Genomic DNA, 20,372 nt, shown 5'->3' with positions numbered 1-20,372 from the left:
GGGATCGCGGCCCGTCGGGCCGCTGGACGTTCAGCCGCCCGTGCCGACGCCGAGTTCGGGAGGCCGGTCGAGGTCGAGGAGCTGACGCGGGCGCAGGCGCTCGCGGCCCGACCCGAGTGGTTCCCCGAGGGCGCGTTCGGCTCGCTCCTGGACGTCGCCGAGAACGTCGGGGACACGCCGGCCACGGTGAACAACAACGTCGAACGGGTGCTGGGCCGCCCGGCGCGGACGTTCGCGCGGTGGCTGCGGGAGGAGCGGCGCGCGTTCGAGGGCTGAGCGCGCGGAACGCTTCGACAGGTGTCGATGGGTACGATGTGCCGCATGATCCTTGTCGAACGTGAGATCCGCGCGACCCCGGCCGAGGTATGGACGCACCTGAGTGCGCTCGATCGGTGGGCCGAGCTGCTGCCCACAGTGGATTCGATCGCGCGCGTCGGCGATCCGGGCCCGATCGCGGTCGGCAGCCGGTTCCTGGTGCGCCAGCCCGGCCTCGCCGCCGCCGAGTACGAGGTGGTCGACTGGCGCCCGGACGCCGGCTTCACCTGGGTCGCGAGCGCTTCGGGCATCCGCACCCGGGCGTCCCACGAGCTCAAGGCCAGTGGCGCCGGGACGCGGCTCGCACTCGCGATCGAGTGGTCCGGTCCCGGCGCCTGGGTCGCCAAGGCGTTCTTCGCGGGCAAGGCCCGCCGGTACGTCGCGGCGGAGGCCGCGGCGTTCGCGGCCCTCGCCGAGAGCTGATCAGGGCCGCTTCAGGAAGACCCCGAGGACCACCGCGGCCACCGGTACGGCGCAGAGGACGGTGAAGACCCCTTCGGGCCCATGGGCTTCGGCGATGAGGCCGTACGCGGGGGCGAACAGGCCGCCCGCGCTCATCGCCAGGCCGAGGGTCACGCCCGCGGCCGTCCCGGGCCGCGTCGGCAGGTAGTCCTGCGCGAGCTTCACCAGGACCGCGAAGGGGATGTTGATCGCGACGCCCACGGCGAGGGCCAGCAGCAGCGGGACCCACTCGCCGGGCACCACCCGCAGCAGGACCAGCAGCGGGACGATGGCGACCCCGCCGATCCGGGTGGTGCGGACCGCGCCGAAGCGGTCGGCCAGGCGTCCGCCCATGAGGGTGCCGACCACCGAGCCGAGCATGAAGCCCGCCAAGGCGATCCCGGCGACGGCGTGGCCCGAGCCGAGGTGGCGGATCCAGTACAGCTCGATGAAGGTGATGATCCCGACCCACAGCATCGAGCGGACCACCTCGATCGCGGTGAGGACCGCGAACGGGCCCCAGCGGTCGGTGCCGGTGCGGTGCCGCACCGGGCCCGCGGCCGTCCGGGTGCGCCCCCGGAGCATGACGAACGCGATGAGCACCGCGGGCGGGATGAACAGCGCGGTGGCGCCCACGCCCCACGCCATGAGCGCCGGGGTGGCCAGGACCGGGGCGAGGAAGAACCCGACGCTGCCGCCCGCGGCGAAGACGCTCATCGCGGCGGCGCTGTCGCCCGCCGTCTCGCGGGCGCCCTTCCCGGCGGCCGGGTGGAACATCGCCACCCCGAGGCCGGAGAGGAAGATCAGGGCCAGGACCAGCGGGTACGGTCCGGCCACGCCCGCGAGGCCGAGGCCGGTCCCGGCGAGGGCGACCCCTGCGGGGGCGAACCAGTCGAGGCGGCGGCGGTCGACGGCCATGCCGATGAAGGGCTGCGGGATCGAGCTGCCGATGGCCGCGGCGAGCGTGAGCCCCGTGGCCGCGACGTACCCGTAGCCGCGGTCGAGCACGAAGTAGGGCACGCACGCGGGCACGAGCCCCTGGTACATGTCGTCGACGGCGTGGGCGGCGGCCCACAGGCGCATCCGCCGGAAGGGCGAGGCGTCGGCCGGAGCCGTGTCGGCGGCCGGCGTCGTAAGGGTCATGTCGGTACTCCTTGTCCGTTCTTCCACAAGGGTTCCGAGTCGCGCCGGCCTCCGGCTAACGGTATTCTGCCGAATCATGACGATCGACGGCCAGATCATCCCGAGCTCCCCGATCCGGCTGCTCTCGCACCTGGAGCGCATCGGCTGGCACCGCCACGAGGGCCACCAGCTCATCTACCCGCTCCGGGGCGTGCTGCGGGTCTTCACCGCCTCCGGGGTGTGGGTCGTGCCGCCCTCGCAGGGGGTGTGGATGCCCGCCGGGACCGCGCACGCCCACCGGGCATGCGGCGCGACGGAGATGCGGTCGGTGCTGTTCGACCCCGAAGGGGGCGGGCCGTTCATCGACCGGCCCTCGGTGCTGGCGTTCACGCCGCTGCTGCGCGAGGCGGTCACCGCGCTCACCGGCGGCGCGCTCGGCGAGCCGGTGCGCGGGCGGCTCGAGCAGGTCGTGCTCGACCTGCTGTGCACTGTGGAGGCGCCGCAGCGGTTCCTGCCGGCGCTGGCCGACCCGCGGCTGCGGGAGGTGGTGGCGCTCCTGGAGGAGCACCCCGGGGACCGGCGCACGCTCGCGCAGCTCGGTGCGGCCGTGGGGTCCTCGGAGCGGACGCTGAGCCGGCTGTTCCGCGAGGAGGCCGGGACGAGCTTCGCGCGGTGGCGCGGCCAGTTCCGGCTGCACCACGCGCTGGTGCTCCTGGCCGAGGGGCACCAGATCACGCGGATCGCCGTGGCCTGCGGCTACGCGAGCCCGAGCGCGTTCATCGGGGCGTTCCGGGCCTCGTTCGGAGTGACGCCGGGCGAGTACCTGCGGCGCGAGCCGGACCTTCGGCTGTAGGCGGCCATTGCGATGAGAGCGTTAACAAGCTATGCTGAGGCCGCGTCATTATATCGATTCAATTCGATGTCTCGACGCCATGGCGACGGCGCCCCGTCGCCCTCCCTCACCGGGCCCGGGCCGGAACGACAGCGTTCCGGCCCGGGCCTGTGTCGTGCGCCTCATGAAAAGCGCCTTGCGGTTGACGTAGCGTCAACCAATACCTTCGGTTCAGGAACGAGGAGGAAGCGATGCGAACGTGGTCGACGGCCGAGGTCACCCGCCTGGCGGGCGTGACGTCGCGGACTCTGCGGCACTACGACGCCATCGGACTCCTCGAACCCGCCGCGACGGGCCACGGGGGCCTGCGGCGCTACGGCGAGGGCGAGCTCCTGCGGCTCCAGCAGATCCTGCTGCTGCGCCGCCTGGACCTGCGCCTCGACGTGATCGCGGAGATCCTCGACGGGGCCCTGCCCGAGGTCGAGGCGCTCAGGCGCCACGCCGAGCGGCTCGCCGAGGAGCGCGAGCGCCTCGACCGCCTGGCCGCCACCGTCGCGGACACCATCCGACAACTCGAAGGGAGACAGACCATGACACCCGAGACCTGGTTCGACGGGCTCGAGGCGAGCAGGCACGAGGCCGAGGCGCGGCGCCGCTGGGGCGACGCCGCGGTGGACGCGAGCGACGCGGCCGTGCGGGCGATGAGCGACGAGGAGCGCCGGGCGATCCCGGCCCGGTTCGAGGACCTGCACCGCAGGCTCGCCGGACTGGACGCGGCCGGCGAGGCCGCCGCCTCGGAGGCGGTCCAGGCCGTGGTCGAGGAGCACTACCGCTTCATCGCGAAGCTGTGGGGCACCGCCCCGACCGCCGAGGCGTACAAGGGCCTGGGCGCGCTCTACACCGACGACCCGGCCTTCACGGCCACGTTCGACGAGGTGGCGCAGAACCTCGCGGCGTACCTGCGCGAGGGCATGGACGCCTACGCCGACGCGAACCTCTAGCAAGGGCGGCGGACCCGGAGGGGTCCGCCGCACCGATGAATCCGCGCACCGCGCGTCGTCTGCACTCACAACCTCAGAAGGGACCGCGCATGACCGATTTCAAGAGCACCACCGAACGGGTGGCGGCGCTGCTCGACCACGTCGAGGACGAGCGGCTGTCCGGCGCCACCCCGTGCGAGGAGTACACGGTGGCGCAGCTGGTGAACCACATGCTCGGCCTGTGCCTGGCGTTCACGGCCGCGGCCGAGGGCGAACGCGGCCCGCACAACGACGCCCCTCCGGGAGTACCGGATGCAACGCTGGAACCGGGCTGGCGGCCGCTCCTGGAAGAGCGCCTGCGTACGCTCGCCGAGGCGTGGAGCCGCCCGTCCGCGTGGGAGGGCGACGCCACCGCGGGCGGCGTGACCTTCCCGGCCGCGGTGATGGGCCTGGTGGGCCTCAACGAGGTCGCGGTCCACGGCTGGGACCTGGCCCGGGCCACGGGCCAGGACTACGAGCTCGACGAGGCGACCCTCGAGACGCTCCTGGAGTTCGTGGGCCAGGACGCCGACGACCAGGCTGCCAGGGAGGGCATCTACGGCCCGGCCTTCAAGGTCGCGGACGACGCCGACCCGCAGGACCGCCTGATGGCCCTCACCGGCCGCGACCCCGACTGGCGGCCCTGAAGCGACGGGCCGGTCCCGTGCGGGCGCGGGGCCGGCCCGGAAGCACCCCTGGACGCTAGTCCCCGGTGCCGACCGTCGGTTGCAGCTCATCCGACGGCTCGGGGTCGAAGACCGTGAACGTCCGCCACGCTCCGCCTTCGGCCCGCGGGAGCGGCACCCCGTTCCCCTTCGGCAGCAGGCCTCTCCAATGCCCGGACTTGTAGGGCCCCGCCAGGAACCCGCCCGCCGCCTCGGGGCCGAACAGCGTCTCGCTCGCGACCAGGCCGTCCTTCGCGTGGAACATCGTCCGCACCTGCGATCGCAGCTTCTCGTCCTCCAGCACCGCGTTCAGCCACGCGTCGAACGCGGCGTGCAGCCGGGCGGCCTGCTCGTCCGCGACCTCGGCGTCGATGAGCACCCACGCCGGCAGGAAGCTCTCGTCGTCCACGTTCAGACCGGTCTTGTAGGCGTGGGCCACGATCCCGTACTCGAGGAAGCGCTCATGCGCGCGGATCTGCGAGTTCGCCCGGGTCCGGAAGTCCCACAGCAGAACCGCCACCGCAGCGACGGCGAACCCCGCGCCGAGCGCCCAGAGCGCGAACCGCCGGGCGTCGGTCGAGAGCAGTTCTCCGCCGTACGGCGCGAAGGAGTACAGCGCGCAGAACACGGCCAGCCCCGCCAGCAGCACCGGTCCGTACCAGCGGGGCGAGCGCAGTTCGGTCAGGACGATGAAGTCCCTGAAGTCCGCGAGCGAAGGCGGCGGCCGGCGACGCAGCGGCGCGACCTCCCCGGTCGGCCAGAACCGTTGCGGCGAACCGAAAAGCTGCTGTTCGCTCATAGTCATCCCGCAATTCTAGTGTCGCCGGCCGATCCGCCACCGGTGCGCGGGCGCCCCGGCATCACCGGCCCCGCGAACCGGCCCGCCTCGACCGGTGCGGGCCTGAGCGCGTTCGGATCGGTGACCGCCGCATGTGGAGGAGTGCCGCGACCGCCTCGGGTAGGTTCGGCTCCGCCCGGCCTCATCAGACGGCCCTTCGGAAAGAGCCCCGCCCATGGCCGCCCTCGTCCCCGATCCGATCTTCGGCTCGATCCGCTACCGCCACGGCGCCGCCATGAACATGCTGCTGGTGCTGCTCGCGCTCATGACGATTCTCGCGTTCATGCCGAACAACGACCCGAACGGGCGCGACCCGAAGCTGATCTTGCTGCCGTTCGTCGTAACCGGTCTGGCGTTCTACCTGTACCCTCTCGTGCGTCGGACCAATGTGGTGACCACGAGCGCGGAGGGCATCGAGCTCCGGCTGTTCATCGGTCTGCGGCGCACGTTCATCCCCTGGCGGGACGTCAAGACGGTGGTGCTCTGGGAGCGGCAGGCGGGCGCGGCCAAGCAGTCGTTCATCGGGATCGAGCGGACGCCGACCGCCTCCCCGCTGCCGCGCGAAGCGAAGCAGAACCGGGTCACCCGCGCCCTCGGCGCGTCCCCGCTCCCGATGGGGGTCAGCCGTGCGCTCGCGAACACGTCGGTGGTCTCCGGCAGGATCGACGTCCAGGCCCTGACCCGACTGATAGCCTCCGCGACCGCTGAAGTCCCGGTCGTGGACGCTCGGAGCCCTGTGGCGACCGGTCGGCTCCACTGAGCCGGTCACACCCCCTAAGTCGGGTCTCGCCCGCAGCAGCGTCTCGGCGTGGTCGAGGATCGCGTCGACCGTCTCGGCGACCTCGGGTCGCGTGTCGCGCTCGTGCCGGATGATCGCGGCCGCCGCCGCGGACAAGGCGGTCGCGGGTATCGCGGCGGCGTCGAAGTCCGACGGCCGCCCGAACGCTGAGAGCAGGACGTGCTCGATGACGAACTCGTTGACCGGCCGCCGCTGCGCCCGGTGGCCGACCGTGATCGCCGAGGTGAGGTCGGCGAGCTCGGCGACGCCTGCGGCGTCGCCGAGCCGCGGCCGCAGCAGGGCGAGGACGACCGCTTCGGCGTAGGCGTTGAACCTGGTGCGCTCCTTCGGGGAGAGCGCGTCGTTGAGCGCGCGGGCACTGGGGTCCTTGGTGATCAACGCCTTGACCTGACGGCGGAAACGCGGTTCGACCTTGATCTGGTTCCTCCTGTCAGGCCAGGTAGTTCACGAGGACGTCGCGGACCGCGTCCTCGAGGTCGGCGTGGGCGCCGACCTTCTCCATGCCCCACATGGAGTTCGGCCGCACCAGCGAATACGCCTCCCAGAGCCCGCCGACGGCGACGGCGTGCCCCACGCTGAGACCGCCGTCGAACACGAGCTGCCAGGTGTCCCCGACGGACGCGTCGGCCGCGAAGACCGGCGTGCACCCGTGCCGCGACAGGGCCTGCCGCAGTTCGGGACCGATGCGGGAGGCGTCCGGACGTCCCGGTTCGGCCAGGCGGAACCCATCCAGGAGGCGACCGCCTTCGGGCTGCGCCAGTTCGGCCGCGAACGGGCTGAGGCGGCCGGGTCCGATCTGCTCGTAGAAGTCGCGGGCCGCCCGGCGGAGGCCGGCCCGGGGCGGGAGGAGGCCGCAGAAGCACCTGAGCAGCAGCGCCTGCTCCGGTTCGGCGAGCATCGCGAACTCGCCGTAGTCGCCGCCTCCTGCTTCGAGGAGCGCGTCCAGGCAGTACGCGACGGCGAGGCTGTCCTGCCCCTCCCATTCCCGCTCGATCCAGCGGCGGTGGGCGGCTCGGGCCCGCTCCTGATCGGTGCCGCTCATCTTCCTCGTCCTCTCTTCAGGTCGTCTCGTGGTCCTCGTCGCGGGAGGGCGGGCCGAGTCCGTGGTCCAGCCGGTACCGCAGCCCGTTCAGCCGCTCCCTCGCGGCGCTGTTGCCTCGGTTGACGGCCAGCTGGTACCAGCGGAGCGCCTCGTGCGGCTCGCGGAACACCTCCTCGTAGACGCGTCCCAGCAGGAGCGGGGCGGCCTCGTCCCCTCCCTCGGAGGCCCTGGTGTACCAGCGGACGGCCGCGAAGACGTCGGTGTCGACCACCTCCCCGAGCGGGGTCCCCTCCATCTCCGCGAGCGTCCGGCCCTCCTCGATGAGGCCGAGTCGGCACATCGCGCGGCCATGGCCCTGCTCTGCGGCCGTTCGGTACAGGGCCTTCATGGTCGGCAGGTGCTCGGCGCCGCCCTCGCGCTCGAGGCGGTAGGCCTCCTCGTACAGCGCGTCCGGTCCGTTCTCGGCCGCCTTGTTGCGGGCGAACGCGAACCGGGCGGCGTAGTCGTCCGTGCGGCTGCGCGGCTCGGGGATCCCGTCGCGGACGAGTCGGCGGGCGACGGTCGCGAAGAGGTCGTCGAGGGTCAGGCCGGGCGGTCGTCCCGCGATGCCCGCCTCGGCGGTGTCCACGAAGTACTTGGTGAAGTAGGTCTGCGGTTCGGCCGATTCATCGGGGAGCTCGTACCACGACTTGGCGTACTCGCTGCTGCTCATCATGAGGTACGAGCCCGACTGCGGGAGCGGCATGTCGATCGCCAGGGAGCCTTCGGCGCGGGCGGCCAGGCCGGCGAAGCAGCAGTCGAGGACGGCGATCTTGGTCCGGGCCCGGCTGTGGTGGAAGGCCTCGCGGACGGATTCGAACGGCAGGCTGGTCGCGCCGCGGTACGGCGTGCGCGGCTCGGTGGCCTGGACGGTCAAGTGCAGCCGGTCGCGGTAGTCGTAGAGCCCGTGGCCGACGAAGTAGAACAGGGCGACGTCCTCGACGTCCAGGAATGCCTCGACGAGTTCGCGCCGGAGCTCCCCGACCGTCTCCGGGTTCGCGACGGCCGTCATCCGGTCCTCGGGCCACTCGCCGCAGACCGGGCCGCGCAGGAGGTCGCGCATGCGGTGGTAGCTGCGCTCGGCCGCGTCGACCGGTTTGAGGTGCCGGTAGGACCAGGTGCCCATCAGGACCGCGCGCGAGCGCGAGTAGTCGCCGTCGAGCGCGTCAGGCATCCGGCAGGACCCGCTTGATGACGGATTCCACGTCGTCGAGGTTCTCGCCGGAGACGGTGACGTTCCAGTCCGCGGTCTCCACGGTGACGCTGACCGAGGAACGCCGGGACCGGATGAACTCCGGCAGCGTCCTGACGACGACCGCGAGCAGTCCTGCGGCGGGGACGGCGATCTGCAGCAGTTCGCCCGAGCCGAGCGCCCCGGCCTCCGGTTCCGCCGCGACCTGCTCGACCTGCGCGCCGCGGATCCGCCGCAGGTGCTCCCGCAGCGAGCGCAGCTCCGCCTGGTCCGAGACGGAGATCCGGGCCTCGGTGGGGACTCGCGGGGCGTCCCGAGGCGGTTCGGAGGTAAGGGGGTTCACGGCGCCTCCAGCGGTGATCGGCGATCCGGACATGCTACGGCTCGGCTGCGACTCGGGGAAGGCCAAGACTAGCCAGGGGCCCTGGTCGGCGCATCGCGCTCTACTGTCGGATCATGGACACCAAGGGTGGTTCCGCTCCGATCGGCGCTCGCGGAGGATGCCCGCCGGGCGCCGCGAACCTATACTCCTGCTCATCTCCCGCACCGATCGAAGGAGTCCCATGGGCAAGAAGGGCGAACTGCAACTGGTCGAGAACGCGGACCTCGTGTCGGAGGGCTTCGCCGCGATCGACGGGGCCACCGGCCAGTGGGTCGGGTCGGTCATCCCGAGCGACGTCAGACCGTCCAAGTGGCGCGCCGCGGTCACCCACCCCACGGAGGGCTTCATGTTCGTCAGGGCGACCGGCTCCAAAGAGGACCTGGTCGCCTACACCTGCGCGGGCACCGAGGACTTCGCCGATCCGCGCCAGGCGCTCGCGGCCGTCCGCAGGCACCGCCAGTCGTGAACCGAGTGCGGCGACGCGACCCGAGGGCCGCGTCGCCGACCGTTTCCTCCCTCTAGGACGGTGTGGCGCCGTTGATGGTGAGTTCGTAGGGGAACGGGTCTCCCACGCCCACTTCCCACATCGTGTAGTTGCGGTGCTGCGACGGGGTCGCGGCGACGACGAGCATCATGTGGGTCTCCCCGCTCTGGAGCGAGAAGTTCGCGGTCTGGCCGGGCGAGAAGAAGTCGCTGTAGCGGACCGAGAAGTCGGCCTTCACGGCCACGAGCCGGAAGCGCCAGTCGGCGCCTGAGAGGTTCGAGGCGCCCGCGAGCTGGACGCTCACGTCGCTCGTGGTCGGGTTCAACCGGATGATGTTGTGCCCGTACTGGTGCGGGGCGTCCGAGGCGGCGATCCGGTAGCGGTTCGAGCCGAGGCCCTGGAGCGCGTCGGTGTGGAGCGGCCGGTAGGAGCCGCCGCTGCGCCACAGGTCCGAGCGCATGGCCTGGCCCTGGTCGAAGTCGTAGACGACCTGCCGGGAGGTCATCTCGCCGATGAGCGCCGCGAACTCGGCGTGGTCGAGCTGGAGGACGCGTTTGATGGTGTCGATCGGGTGCTCGCCCTGCTCGGCCTCGAACCAGAGCCGGTCGACCGCTTCGGGGCCGTAGAGCTCGGCGATCGTGTCGAACATCAGCCAGTCGCCGTAGTAGGTCTCCTGCGCGAGCCAGCGGAAGTGCTGGCGCTCGAGGTAGTAGCCGGAGCCGAGGACCACGTCGGGGCGCTGCATGCGGGCCATGTAGTTGGCGTGCGCCTCCCACACCGGGCCCGCCACGGGGTTGCCGTGGCCCCAGCCGCCGCCGTTCCCGTCGTCGGCGTTGATGTCGCTGGCGTAGGACTGGAGGATGTGGTTGAACTCGTGGGACTCGACCCAGTCGTCCCAGGTCTTGTCGTACGGCATGCAGATGTGGCCCACGCCGGTCTCGTCGGGCCCGGCCCAGTTCGCGGGCGGCAGGAAGCCGTTCGACCAGGTGCCGCACAGGTAGAGGTTGATGCGGTACCGGGAGCCCAGGTCGTGGTCGGCGGGGTCGACGAAGCCCACCTCGTCGACGTAGTAGTCGTAGATCTCCTCCATGTGGTCCGCGACCCACTGGGGGTAGTTGTCGTAGCCGCGCTGCCGGCCCCAGGCGACCGCGTCGACGGCGTCGCCCCAGCGGACGGTAAAGTTCTCGGACTCCACGTAGTTGTCGGTCTCGGCCCCGGCCTCGATGAGGAACGCGGGGGTGCGGGTCTGCTTCTGCTGGCTCGGCTCGCCGGTGGGCTCCTCGGTGGGCTCGGTCGTGGGGACGCTGTCCTCGCCGCAGTCGACGCCGTTGACCGCGAACGCGGTCGGGGTGGTGCCCGTGCCGGTGACGGTCATGCCGAAGACCTCTTTGGTCTGGCCTGCACCGATCTGGGCGTTCCAGCCGGCGTCCTCGCCTCGGAACCGCTGCCCTGACTGGGTGTACTCGACGTTCCAGGCGTTCTGCACGGTCGAGCCGGCGGGCAGGTCGAACTCCACGGTCCAGCCGTCGATCGGCTCCGAACCGGCCTTGATGGACACCGCCGCGTTGTGCCCGGTCCCCCACTGGGAGGTGATCGAGTACTGGACGGCGTCGCAGACGGCGGCAGATGCCGGGACTGCCGCCACCACCGCCGCGGAGGCGGCCATGAGCGCGCCCGCCGCCAATCCGACGGCCCCGAGCCGCCTCCTGCGACTCCGCGTGACTTCCATGGGATGAGCTCCTTCGCTCCGGCGCGTCCAGGACACGCCCGCAGCCGACCGGAGCCCGCGTGACCAGGGCTTACGGCCGAACCGCACTTAATATTTACGGACGTAAATATTAGATCGCGGCCGGAACCCGCGAATCAAGAGCGGGAGCTTTCGGAAAACTCCACCCCACTCGGGCGCGTACGGGACGAACGGCTACTCCACGTCGGCGACGGCGCGCAGGAAGCGCTCGGTGAAGCCCTTGGTCCGGGCGAGGTCGTTCAGGCGCTGCTTCGAGGCCTCCGCGTCCAGGAGCTTCTCGAGATGGGGGATCATGAGGCCCACCAGGCGCTCCACCTTGTCGCGGTTCCAGATCTGCTCCAGCAGCGCCTCGCAGTGGCGCTGGGCGAAGCGCGGGCTCTGCGGCAGCACGAGGCCGTTCGCGAACCGGCGGACCGCCGCGGCCATGAGCATGAACCGCGCGGGCTTCCACTTGCGGTCGAGGTGGTTGTTCCGCAGCAGCCAGTCGATCTGGTACCAGATCGCGGCCGCGGTGTAGTAGGCGATCGGGTGGCTGTCGGCGTGGAAGATGCGCAGTTCGGGGTCCCGGCGCAGCTTCGCGGTCCGGGACGCCTCGTGGACGTGGCCGCGGAACACCGAGGCGTAGGCCTGGATCAGCTGGCTCTGCTTGACGACGCGCGTCATCGTCACCGACCGGGCGTCGTACTGGCCGCTGCGGCGCTCGTAGTAGAGGTTCCGCGGCGCCTCCTGGATGAGGAAGTACTCCTCGATGTCGCGGTGGATCTGCTGATCGCCGCGCAGGTCTTCGGAGGCGATCTCGGTCTGGCGGTTGGTGGCCACCGTGATGGCCTCGGCGATGCCCTTGTCCTCGGGCTCGATCACCGTGAGCTTCACGTGGACGTCGTCGGTCAGCTTGTCGCGGTTCTCGAAGAGCACATGGCCCGTCTGGCAGCCGTTGACGATCTGGAAGCGGCTCATATGGCACTCGTTGCCCGAGGTGTCGAAGCTCTCCGCGATCACGGTGATGCCGTTGTTGAGCACCGCGAAGCGCTTGCGCTTCGCGGGGTCGGCGAGCGTCTGCGCGATGCCGTCGTTGACCTCGTTGGCCTGCCCCAGGAACTCGCGGAGGTTGTCTTCGAACAGGAACTTGCGGATGCTGCCGCCCTCGTCGACCAGCAGCCGCTCGACGAACTCCGCGGCCGGGATGGTCCCCACCCAGGCCTCCTTGACGCCCTCCATCGCCGGGATCGCCGACCGGTTCGGCCATTCGAACTTCGCCTTGACCTTGCGGTTGGTGAGCTTGTAAAGGCGGTCGAGCTCCCTCCAGCCGACGGCGGCGAACCTGATCGACTGGAAGCGCCCGAGCTCGTCGACGGCGGCCTCGGCCGACCGGCACTTCTCGGCGAGGTCGGCGTTGGCCTCCTGTCCGCAGTGGACGTACCGCACCTCGAGCCGCGGGCTGTGCTCGGTGAATCGATGCTGGTGGTCGTAGAGGAGTCCCAGCGCCTCGTGCAGCTCGCCCACCTCGGGGGAGGCGGTGTAGGAGATCGGCCGGCGGGAGCAGATCTGGCGCAGGTTGTCGGCGAGATCGGCGACGACCTTGCCTTCGGCGGAGGCGCTCGTCTTGGCCTGCACCACGATCACGACCACGTTCATCTCGCGGCTGGTCTCGATGGCGTGCCTGACGCCGCCCAGGTCGTGGTGGAGGTCGCCGTTGACGACGATCCCCCACGCGTCGACGCCGAGGTCGTTGCCGCCGCCGGTGCGGTGGAGCTCCGGTTCGAAGCGCTCCTCGTGGAACTGGTGGAGCACGCAGTAGGCGGCGAACGCCTCGAAGAGCGTCGTGTCGTCCAGTTCGGGCAGTTCCTGGTCGTTGCGGAAGGCCGCCAGGCGTTCGCGGATGATCTCGTTCACTCGCCGGGCTCCTCGCCGGTCCGCCCGACCGCGTCGAGGATCTCCTCGACGGTCGGGGCCGTCGACGGGTGGAAGGTCAGGCACATCGGCACGTCGACGCGCTCGGTCGGGCTGCCGTCGGCGGCCAGGTGGAACTGGCCGGCGGACAGGCGGGCCAGGTCGACCGAGGTGCCGCCCCGGCTCTGCGCCACCTCGTTGGCGGCCGCGATCTGCGAGGGGGCGTTGATGCGCCCGTACCAGTGCGTGGCGCAGTTGCCCACGATCCGGTTGTGGACGCCCTTCGGGGCCTGGGTGGCGAACAGCATCCCCAGCCCGTATTTGCGGGCCTGCGAGGCCAGCGCGAGCGTCGAGTCCAGGCAGATGGAGGGTCCGGCCGACGGCGCCAGCGTCTGCGCCTCGTCGAGCACGAGCAGTCCCGACAGCGGCCGGTCGACCGCCGGATGGCGCTTGGCCCAGGAGAACAGCGCCAGTTCGAGCTGGTTCACGAAACCCTGCCGCTGCTCCTCTGTGGGCAGTCCGATGAAGTTGACGACCGAGACGCGGGCCCGCCTGCCCGCCGCGGGCGTCAGCAGCACGCCCGGGTCGAGCGACTGGCCCGTGCCGGCGAACACGCGGTCGTTGATCATCGCCGCGCGGAGCGTGGAGGCGATGCCCGCGGCGATGTCCGCCGCCTTCGCGATCGAGCTGGTGTCCTCGGGCAGGTCCTCGAGGAACAGGAGGAACCCTTCGAAGTCGGAGCTGCCGTCGCGGGCGTAGGCCGCCAGCGCCTGCTTCAGGACCGCCTTGGCGTGGTCGTCCTTCGGTGTCGCCCTGCCGATCCGCGCCCGCGGCACCAGCGAGTTCACCGCGGTGTCGACCGCGATCTCGAACTCGTCGGGATCGGCGGCGACGGCCGAGAAGTCGGGCAGCGGCTGGAAGCTCAGCGGGCGGCCGCGGCTGCGGCCCGGCGTCCACACCACCACCTCGACGACCTTCGCGTACTCCTCGGCCCAGGCGGCGTCACCGTCGAGCCAGTGCTCCGGCGGGGTCGGCCATGCCAGGCCGAGCCGGGACAGGTCGTTGTTCGGGTCGAGCACGATCGAGGAGACGCCTTGCAGCGCAGCGGCTTCGATGATGCGCCGCAGCAGCACGGTCTTGCCCGACCCGGAGCCGGCGAAGACGGCGGTGTGCTTGGCCATCGCGGCGAGGTCGGCGTGCACCGGGTCGCGGTCCGGTCGGCGCCCGATGGCGGGGGCGCGGGGCGCGGGCCGGGGGGCCATGACCTCGGCCATGCTGACCTGGCCTTTGGCGGATTCGCCGATGGAGCCGATGCGGCTGCTGGCGCCGCTGCCGACCGCGCCGACGTTGACGCTCCCGCCCTTTGCGACGGCGCGGGCGGTGGCCTGCGGGAACAGGGGGATGTCCAGGAACCGCGACTCCCCGGCGGAAGCGGCCGCTTCATCGTCGGTTCCTTTGAGGACCGGCCCGCTCTGCGGCGGGGTCACCGGACCGGCGGCCCGGGCCGCCGCTTCCGGCGGGCCGCCAAAGACGGCCTGCATCAGGTTGGTCCGGGACGCCGGGCGCCTGCTGCGGAGCCAGGACTCGTACCCCGGAACGTGTTCGACCTCCATCCGGTGCAGAGCCCCGAAAACCTGAAGATCCTCTTCAGAGGTCAGAATCTCCATGCCCACGCCGCCGAACCGCTCGACCCACTCCCACACCTGGGCCCCGGGAGTCCACTTTCGCCACTTGTCGCGCCGGGCGGTCACCCAGAGGATCCCGTGGTCTTCTTCGACCGGGTTGTCCTCGCCAAGTTTGGCCCAGTCGTAAAGCTGGTGCACGCGGCGCAGCACCGCTCCGCCGTGGTCGGTCCCGATCGCCCGGAACACCCACCGCTGCGTACGCTCGCCGCTCCGGTCACGGACCTCAGCGTGATATCCCTGCTTGGGACCCATCGAAAGCTGCACGGTGAACTGCTCCGGATCGCGGCCCGACTCGATCCGGTAGGCGTTCAGAGCTGCGCCGAGGTAAGGACGCAGGACCGCGTACTCGGCGTCCGAGCCGACTCCGTGATCGGCGGGTACTTCAGAGCGGTACCTCGCGAACCGCTCATCGAGATCGCCGAGCGACGTCGCGTCGGTCGCCGGCGGCGCCACGGGGACGTCGATGATCTCGAGCCGCTCCAATTCGGTCACCGTCCCCGCCGCGACACACGCTCGCAGATGTGAACCGGCGGCGCGCAGCAGTTGGCGGGGACTGTAGTTGGTCGCGGTGGCGAGGCGCTCGACCGGGAACGGGTAGCTGGGGTACGGGGGCGTGAAATTGGCGTCCCGGTAGACAGGCCCGAGCACCTCCGCGAGGAGCGATGCCGCGACCTCAGCGCTCGGCAGCGCATCGTCCAGGAACACCGGAGATTCGAAACGCTGGACAATGGTCGCGGTCGTGTGGCTCCCGAACTCCCTCCACGTGTTCCGCAGACAGGCGATGACCACCGTGGTCCGCCTCGTTTCGTCCCGCACGTCAATGAGGTTGATCCCCAGCATGTCGAGCAGCTGCCCCGCGCTCTCGCGATGCTTCTCCGTAGTGCCGCTGTTAGAAGCTCTCACGATGTCGTCGACCTGATCGACCGCGACCACGGTGGCACCGCAGAGTGACATCAACCGCGACAAGTCCCGCACGATCTCCCTGGGAGGTTTCGGCTGGGAATGGGTCATGCCGATTTCCGGATCGAAGCCGACCTCGCCGCCGTTGAGATAGTCTTCACCGGCGTTCGCGGTGACCTCGTCCTGGGAGTGCAGCATTATCAGGGCCCGCAGCGTCTTGCGCGTACTGGCGAGGCTCGGGTCGAGTTCTCGCACTGCCTCGATGTACCTCGAGATCGACTCGTTGTCGGGCTGCCGGTCGCCAAGAATCCGGCGGCAGACCTTGTCGGGAACGCTCGCGCGCTTCGCCAGAGCCTCGAGCAGGTAGGCGAGGCCGGTCTCGGCGAGCCGGTGCGGCATGTTCAGCGCGTAGAGGTAGCTGCCCGCCAGGTTCAACCAGAACTGGTCTAGGTGGAGCAGGTTCAATCGTACGAAGAAGCCACCGCGCTGCTGGACCATGGTGCGGGTCTGACCGAGCAGGTGGCTCTTGCCGCGGCCACCTTCACCGATGATCGGAAGACCGTAGACGCTTGCTTTCGGACTGCGTTCGGCGAGTGCTATCTGGGCCTCGATAGCCTGCAACACAGATTCGTTGATCCCCTTCACATGCGGCCGGGAGCCGTCGTCCCATATGTCGTCGGGGGTGACCGCGAAGTCGCTCGGAGCTTTCCGCAGTGCTTCAAGTGCGCTGCTCATCGCACCCCGATCCCTATCAGGTGGCGGTATTCGCCACCGAGCCAGATAGCCGCTTCTCGGTCGGCGTCGGTCAGCGACATCTGGTTGGACTCGGGGATGAGTTCGGCCTCACGCGTGGCGTGGAGTTCAGTGAGCGCCTTGTCGACTTCGGCCCGGTCCTCGCCGTCGAGCCGCTCGCGCAGGACAAGGAGCGGCACCCAGTCGGGGTTTCCACCCGTGAGCTCATGGAAGGCCGCGACGATCCGTTCGCCGAGCGTCCCGGGAGCGGGTTCATCCTCAGGTTCGGCCGAGTAGACGTCGGCGAGTCGGATGCTCTCACGCCCCATGTGCCTGGAGAAGTCGCCGATGATCGCCCAGAGGATTCGAGCGGTGCGGTTGGACATCTTGGCGGGCGCAGGCTCTGCGAGCAGCTCATCCGCAGTTCGCCACCCCGAGTCGGTCAACTCCCAGACCTGGGCTCTGCCGACCTTGCGGATGGTGATCAGCCCCTTCGCGCTGAGGCCGTCCTTCTCGCTCTTCTTGGGCTCGTAGGGGCCGAAGGCCGCATCGACCGCCGCCGTGGTGCCGCTGCCGCGCAGGTGCACGAGCGCGAGCAGCAGGTTGAACTCGGGGACGCTGAACTCGAGGTCGGACATAGAGGGGTCCATTCCATAGCGCTGGGAGAGGTCAGAGGAATACAGGCACGATACCGTCTCTTGCAATGCTTGTCAGCCCCGGATTCTCCTCTGAGACCATTTCCGCTGCAACCCTGAAGTTGATCTTGGCCGGTTGTGAATCCCCGATCGACAATAATCGAACATTTGTATGACAACGAATCCGGACGGAATCCAACACGGTCGCAAAGCAGATGAATACCAGGTCAGAATGACTTCAGGAATGACGGCGATCTGCCCTTGAACGGAAACCGACTCTGATCGACACTCATGGCGCATACGACCTCGTCGGCATTAACGAATTCGTCGAATGCGATCGCCGAAGGTTTTCCCATAATCCATTTTAGAAAAAGATTCGGGGAGGCGTGGATCTGTTGAACCGCGCCTCCCCGAATACGACCGGCGCGTGACTACCGGACTCCGCAGCGGGGTTTCCGGTAAAAGGCCATGGCCTTGTCGGCGGCCAGGGCCCGTTGCCGGAATGCGGTCTCGCGGATGGATTCGGCGAGGTCGCGGAGGGTGGTGCCCCGGCGGGCCAGGGACCGGGCGAGCCAGGCACGCCATTCGTCGGTGGCTTCGACCCGGCCCACGGTGCGGGCGCTCCACAGTTGCATCGGGCTGCCGCCCTTGACGTGCGGATTGGAGTAGTGGCGTTCGGGCGGCGGCAGGAATTCGCGGATGGCGGACTCGGTCCAGCCGCGGGTCCTCAGGATCGGCTTGGTGATCCAGACCGTCGAAGGCGGGCGGCCCGTACCGCGCGCCGGTTCGGGTTCACTGCGGTGGTCGCCGGCGCCGTAGAAGCGGTCTCGTTCGGCCGAAGTGGAGGCTCGGGCGTAGCGCTCGGCCAGCGTGGGCCGCTCGGGCCGGGCCGTGCGGCGCCGGATCTCGGATTCGTCCAGCACTACTCGGGTTCGATGCTGCGGCTTGCACATGGTGCCCCCGTTCAGGTGTCGTCCTGACGGGGAGATTAGTTACCGAGCGGTAATATCTGGTGGCGACACGCCGGGTCAGGCGACGCGGCCGGGGTGGGTGTAGAGGTTCATCGTGTCGCCCCTGACGAAGCCCGCGAGGGTGAGGCCCTGCTCGTCGGCGAGGTCGGCGGCCAGGGAGGACGGGGCCGAGACCGCGGCCAGGACGGGGACGCCGGCCATCACGGCCTTCTGGACGAGTTCGAAGGAGGCCCTCCCGGAGACGGCGAGAACGGTGCCGCGCAGCGGCACGAGGCCGTCGCGGAGGGCCCGGCCGAGGACCTTGTCGACCGCGTTGTGGCGGCCCACGTCCTCTCGGGCGGCGAGGAGCTCGCCCTCGGCGGTGAACAGGCCCGCCGCGTGGAGGCCGCCGGTCTTGTCGAAGACCTTCTGGGTCTTCCGGAGTCGCTCGGGGAGTGAGGCGAGTACGTCGGCGCGGACGGTCGTGGCGTCCTCGCCGAGGTCCCAGGCGGCCTTGGTGCGGACGTCGGCGAGGCTGTCCTTGCCGCACACGCCGCAGGCCGAGGTGACGGTGGTGTTCCGCTTCGCGGCCTTGGCGGGCGGCGCGACGCCGGGGGCGAGGGTGAGGTCGAGGAGGTTGTAGGTCTGCTCCCCGTTCTCGTCCACGCCCGCGCAGTAACGCATGTTGACCAGGTCTTCGGACCTGGTGATGACGCCCTCGGCGAGGAGGAGGCCGGTGGCGAGGTCGAAGTCGTCGCCGGGGGTGCGCATGGTGACCTGGAGGGATTCGCCGCCGACGCGCAGTTCGAGGGGCTCCTCGACGGCGAGGGTGTCGACGCGCTCGGTGCGGTGCCCACCGTTGAGGCGGGTGGTCTTGCGGCGGACGGTGACGCGGCCCATGGCGCTTCAGGTTCCCTTCAGGCGGCTTCAGCGTGGCTTCAGGTTCGGGGTGCTCTACTTGCCCAATTAGCCATTCTCTCATCCGGGAACGGAGGTGATTCACGGCTCGGGCGGCGTCGCCGCCGGGTCAGGGCCACATCCCGTATCTCCTGAGCTGGGCGTACAGCTCCGGGCTACGCTCTTCGTTTCGGAGCTGGGCCCAGGAGGCGATGACGACGACGATGAAGAAGCCGCCGACCGCGCACACGGCGACCGCCTCCCAGGGGCCTCCTTGGAGGAACACGAACACACCGGCGCACGAGGCGATGAAGTGGGCCCGTCTCGCGAAGAGCAGGTGGCGACCGACCCTCATGAACATGAGCTCATGGACGAGGAGGAAGGCGAGCGCGACGGCCCAGAGCCACGTCCACGCGAATGCCAGGTACACGAGCGCGATCACCGTCCCTATCTGGAACAGGCAGCACAGGACGCGAAGGACCAGGTCGAGTCGGGCGCGTCGCTCCGCGGCGAACTTGGGGAGGGGCTCGTCGCCCCAGCCGATAGCCCACACCCAGTACGTCGACGAATACGGATCGAGGTTCCACGCGGAGGGCATCTCCCGCTCCTCGTCGGCCTTCTCGTCGTAGAAGATCACGTGCAGGCCCATGCCCTTCCGCCAGCGGAAGAGCATGGTGGGCGAGGCGGACCGCAATGCCTTGAGCCGCGCGGCGGCGACGGCGACCGAGCGCGGGTTCCCCGGGCTCAGGAAGATGAGGAAGCCGTTGCAGAGGGGGATCATGAGAAGGCCGGCCACCACGGCGATGAGCAGGTTCGTCCAGGTCAACCTTCGAGCCCTTCCATGATGTCGGCGAAGAGCTCGGAGAGGTCGAGCACGAAGGGGTCGACCGGCAGGTCCGCTATCGCGGCCTCGATCAGCCCGCGGAGGCGCGAGTCCGGGTCGAGCACCGCTTCGACGACCGCCGCGCCTCCGGCGATGCCGACGACCCAGGTGAGGACCTTGCGCGCGCCGCGTCCGGACGGCTGCTCCAGACCGCCGACGACGGCCATGGAGGCCAGCAGGGCGCCGCCGCGCCGGGGGTCGCCCAGGTAGTCGAAGAGGTTGATCATGGCCGGTGCGAAGTCGCGGTCGGCGACACGGCGCGCGAAGTCCTCGGCGGCGGCCTCCCCGTCCGAGCGGTGCGCCTCCCGGGCGCGGGCGACCAGGGCGGCCAGCCGGGGCGAGGTGAGCATGGAGAGCTGCCCCTGCCAGTGCTCGGGGAGCTTCCTGGCGGTGACGATCGGCCACATGCCGAAGACGATGAGGTCCAGCAGGACCTGCTCGGGAAGCGGCGTGCGGGGGGCGTGCCCGGCCCGCCCGAGGTAGGCCACGACCCCGCCGATGATCAGCCTCGGGACCATGTCCTGCCGGGTTCTCGCCTTCGGCGAGTCGTTGATGCCGCCGAGGACCGCTTCGACGTCGGCGAGGCGGCCTGGCCCTTCGGGGCCGCCGCCGCCCCGGTCGAGCCGGAGCCGGTGGTCGCGGGCGATGCGGTCGATCCACAGCCGCAGGGCGTACAGGTCGAGCGGGGCGCGCTCGGCTTGGAAATGGAAGTCGATGCGCCCGTTGAACGTCCCCGCCTGAACGACGGCGTCGACGGGACCGTCGAACCGGTTGTGGAATTGGACGTCGCCGGAGTCCTCGTCCGGCCGATCATCGGAAGCCATGCGGGCGCTCCTGGAGGGGAGGCGGTCGGCTCGATCATACCGGTTTCACACGTTTGAGG

The 20,372-nt window shown here is 70.2% G+C and carries 19 protein-coding genes; 6 read left to right on the top strand and 13 right to left on the bottom strand.

The genetic code is table 11. The annotated features are described in order from the left end of the window. Nucleotides 1-321: 321 nt before the first annotated feature. Nucleotides 322-738, top strand: coding sequence for an SRPBCC family protein (locus LO763_RS10910; RefSeq protein ID WP_230602013.1), 417 nt, complete (start codon nt 322-324; stop codon nt 736-738). Here LO763_RS10910 and LO763_RS10905 read toward each other — a convergent pair whose 3' ends face one another. After that, entirely contained in the window at nt 739-1,899 is a 1,161-nt protein-coding gene (locus LO763_RS10905; protein WP_230602012.1) for an MFS transporter, read from the bottom strand. It lies immediately after the preceding gene. Between the two features lie 76 nt (nt 1,900-1,975). Here LO763_RS10905 and LO763_RS10900 point away from each other — a divergent pair, with 76 nt between their 5' ends. From LO763_RS10900 to LO763_RS10890, 3 genes are all read left to right on the top strand, one after another. Continuing rightward, a complete protein-coding gene (locus LO763_RS10900) occupies nt 1,976-2,731 on the top strand; it encodes an AraC family transcriptional regulator (RefSeq protein ID WP_230602011.1) in 756 nt (251 codons plus the stop codon). 230 nt (nt 2,732-2,961) lie between these two features. Further along, nucleotides 2,962-3,711 carry a MerR family transcriptional regulator gene (locus LO763_RS10895; RefSeq protein ID WP_230602010.1) on the top strand — a complete coding sequence of 250 codons (750 nt, stop codon included), beginning with the start codon at nt 2,962-2,964 and terminating at the stop codon, nt 3,709-3,711. 89 nt (nt 3,712-3,800) lie between these two features. After that, nucleotides 3,801-4,376, top strand: a complete 576-nt coding sequence (locus tag LO763_RS10890; protein ID WP_230602009.1) for a TIGR03086 family metal-binding protein — start codon at nt 3,801-3,803, stop codon at nt 4,374-4,376. 55 nt (nt 4,377-4,431) lie between these two features. Here the strand turns inward: LO763_RS10890 and LO763_RS10885 are convergent, their stop codons facing one another. Then, nucleotides 4,432-5,199: a hypothetical protein gene (locus LO763_RS10885; RefSeq protein ID WP_230602008.1), complete on the bottom strand. Its 768-nt coding sequence runs from the start codon at nt 5,197-5,199 to the stop codon at nt 4,432-4,434. A gap of 208 nt (nt 5,200-5,407) precedes the next feature. On the opposite strand from LO763_RS10885, the gene LO763_RS10880 reads away from it, so the two are divergent. Then, on the top strand, nt 5,408-5,992 hold the full coding sequence (locus LO763_RS10880) for a hypothetical protein (RefSeq protein ID WP_230602007.1): 585 nt from the start codon (nt 5,408-5,410) through the stop codon (nt 5,990-5,992). Between the two features lie 469 nt (nt 5,993-6,461). On the opposite strand, the gene LO763_RS10875 is transcribed toward LO763_RS10880, so the two are convergent. The 3 genes from LO763_RS10875 to LO763_RS10865 are packed head-to-tail and all read right to left on the bottom strand — an operon-like array spanning nt 6,462 to nt 8,647. Next, nucleotides 6,462-7,073, bottom strand: coding sequence for a hypothetical protein (locus tag LO763_RS10875; RefSeq protein ID WP_230602006.1), 612 nt, complete (start codon nt 7,071-7,073; stop codon nt 6,462-6,464). 16 nt (nt 7,074-7,089) lie between these two features. Next, complete coding sequence (locus LO763_RS10870; RefSeq protein ID WP_230602005.1) at nt 7,090-8,286, bottom strand: caspase, EACC1-associated type; 1,197 nt, start codon at nt 8,284-8,286, stop codon at nt 7,090-7,092. Next, nucleotides 8,279-8,647 (bottom strand): effector-associated constant component EACC1, encoded by a 369-nt coding sequence (locus tag LO763_RS10865; RefSeq protein ID WP_230602004.1) that lies wholly within the window; start codon nt 8,645-8,647, stop codon nt 8,279-8,281. The genes LO763_RS10870 and LO763_RS10865 overlap by 8 nt, the downstream gene beginning before the upstream one ends. A gap of 220 nt (nt 8,648-8,867) precedes the next feature. Between LO763_RS10865 and LO763_RS10860 the strand changes: the two genes are divergently transcribed. Further along, nucleotides 8,868-9,152: a hypothetical protein gene (locus LO763_RS10860; RefSeq protein WP_230602003.1), complete on the top strand. Its 285-nt coding sequence runs from the start codon at nt 8,868-8,870 to the stop codon at nt 9,150-9,152. A 52-nt stretch (nt 9,153-9,204) separates the two neighbouring features. On the opposite strand, the gene LO763_RS10855 is transcribed toward LO763_RS10860, so the two are convergent. From LO763_RS10855 to LO763_RS10820, 8 genes are all read right to left on the bottom strand, one after another. Further along, a complete protein-coding gene (locus LO763_RS10855; RefSeq protein WP_230602002.1) occupies nt 9,205-10,899 on the bottom strand; it encodes a DUF6055 domain-containing protein in 1,695 nt (564 codons plus the stop codon). A 192-nt stretch (nt 10,900-11,091) separates the two neighbouring features. After that, nucleotides 11,092-12,810: an AIPR family protein gene (locus LO763_RS29780; RefSeq protein WP_230602001.1), complete on the bottom strand. Its 1,719-nt coding sequence runs from the start codon at nt 12,808-12,810 to the stop codon at nt 11,092-11,094. Further along, nucleotides 12,807-16,127: a helicase HerA domain-containing protein gene (locus tag LO763_RS10845; RefSeq protein WP_230602000.1), complete on the bottom strand. Its 3,321-nt coding sequence runs from the start codon at nt 16,125-16,127 to the stop codon at nt 12,807-12,809. The genes LO763_RS29780 and LO763_RS10845 overlap by 4 nt, the downstream gene beginning before the upstream one ends. Further along, entirely contained in the window at nt 16,124-16,762 is a 639-nt protein-coding gene (locus LO763_RS10840; protein WP_230601999.1) for a hypothetical protein, read from the bottom strand. Before LO763_RS10840 ends, LO763_RS10845 begins: the two co-directional genes overlap by 4 nt. Before the next feature lie 428 nt (nt 16,763-17,190). Next, the gene (locus LO763_RS10835; protein WP_230601998.1) at nt 17,191-17,682 is read right to left on the bottom strand and encodes a hypothetical protein; all 492 of its coding nucleotides are present in this window, start codon (nt 17,680-17,682) and stop codon (nt 17,191-17,193) included. A 105-nt stretch (nt 17,683-17,787) separates the two neighbouring features. Further along, nucleotides 17,788-18,609, bottom strand: a complete 822-nt coding sequence (gene fdhD / locus LO763_RS10830) for a formate dehydrogenase accessory sulfurtransferase FdhD (protein ID WP_230601997.1) — start codon at nt 18,607-18,609, stop codon at nt 17,788-17,790. A gap of 127 nt (nt 18,610-18,736) precedes the next feature. Beyond that, entirely contained in the window at nt 18,737-19,432 is a 696-nt protein-coding gene (locus tag LO763_RS10825) for a hypothetical protein (protein WP_230601996.1), read from the bottom strand. Continuing rightward, nucleotides 19,429-20,313, bottom strand: a complete 885-nt coding sequence (locus LO763_RS10820; protein WP_230601995.1) for a hypothetical protein — start codon at nt 20,311-20,313, stop codon at nt 19,429-19,431. The genes LO763_RS10825 and LO763_RS10820 overlap by 4 nt, the downstream gene beginning before the upstream one ends. Nucleotides 20,314-20,372: the final 59 nt, after the last annotated feature.

Source organism: Glycomyces amatae, from assembly GCF_020991375.1.
GTDB classification, from domain to species: Bacteria; Actinomycetota; Actinomycetes; order Mycobacteriales; family Micromonosporaceae; genus Glycomyces; species Glycomyces amatae.
This window is presented reverse-complemented; position numbering and strand designations above follow the sequence as displayed.

Bases quoted from the DNA above. Each gene is read 5' to 3' on its own strand.
- LO763_RS10910 (WP_230602013.1), top strand. From the start codon at position 322: ATGATCCTTGTCGAACGTGAGATCCGCGCGACCCCGGCCGAGGTATGG.
- LO763_RS10905 (WP_230602012.1), bottom strand. From the start codon at position 1,899: ATGACCCTTACGACGCCGGCCGCCGACACGGCTCCGGCCGACGCCTCG.
- LO763_RS10900 (WP_230602011.1), top strand. From the start codon at position 1,976: ATGACGATCGACGGCCAGATCATCCCGAGCTCCCCGATCCGGCTGCTC.
- LO763_RS10895 (WP_230602010.1), top strand. From the start codon at position 2,962: ATGCGAACGTGGTCGACGGCCGAGGTCACCCGCCTGGCGGGCGTGACG.
- LO763_RS10890 (WP_230602009.1), top strand. From the start codon at position 3,801: ATGACCGATTTCAAGAGCACCACCGAACGGGTGGCGGCGCTGCTCGAC.
- LO763_RS10885 (WP_230602008.1), bottom strand. From the start codon at position 5,199: ATGACTATGAGCGAACAGCAGCTTTTCGGTTCGCCGCAACGGTTCTGG.
- LO763_RS10880 (WP_230602007.1), top strand. From the start codon at position 5,408: ATGGCCGCCCTCGTCCCCGATCCGATCTTCGGCTCGATCCGCTACCGC.
- LO763_RS10875 (WP_230602006.1), bottom strand. From the start codon at position 7,073: ATGAGCGGCACCGATCAGGAGCGGGCCCGAGCCGCCCACCGCCGCTGG.
- LO763_RS10870 (WP_230602005.1), bottom strand. From the start codon at position 8,286: ATGCCTGACGCGCTCGACGGCGACTACTCGCGCTCGCGCGCGGTCCTG.
- LO763_RS10860 (WP_230602003.1), top strand. From the start codon at position 8,868: ATGGGCAAGAAGGGCGAACTGCAACTGGTCGAGAACGCGGACCTCGTG.
- LO763_RS10855 (WP_230602002.1), bottom strand. From the start codon at position 10,899: ATGGAAGTCACGCGGAGTCGCAGGAGGCGGCTCGGGGCCGTCGGATTG.
- LO763_RS10845 (WP_230602000.1), bottom strand. From the start codon at position 16,127: ATGAGCAGCGCACTTGAAGCACTGCGGAAAGCTCCGAGCGACTTCGCG.
- LO763_RS10840 (WP_230601999.1), bottom strand. From the start codon at position 16,762: ATGTCCGACCTCGAGTTCAGCGTCCCCGAGTTCAACCTGCTGCTCGCG.
- fdhD (WP_230601997.1), bottom strand. From the start codon at position 18,609: ATGGGCCGCGTCACCGTCCGCCGCAAGACCACCCGCCTCAACGGTGGG.
- LO763_RS10820 (WP_230601995.1), bottom strand. From the start codon at position 20,313: ATGGCTTCCGATGATCGGCCGGACGAGGACTCCGGCGACGTCCAATTC.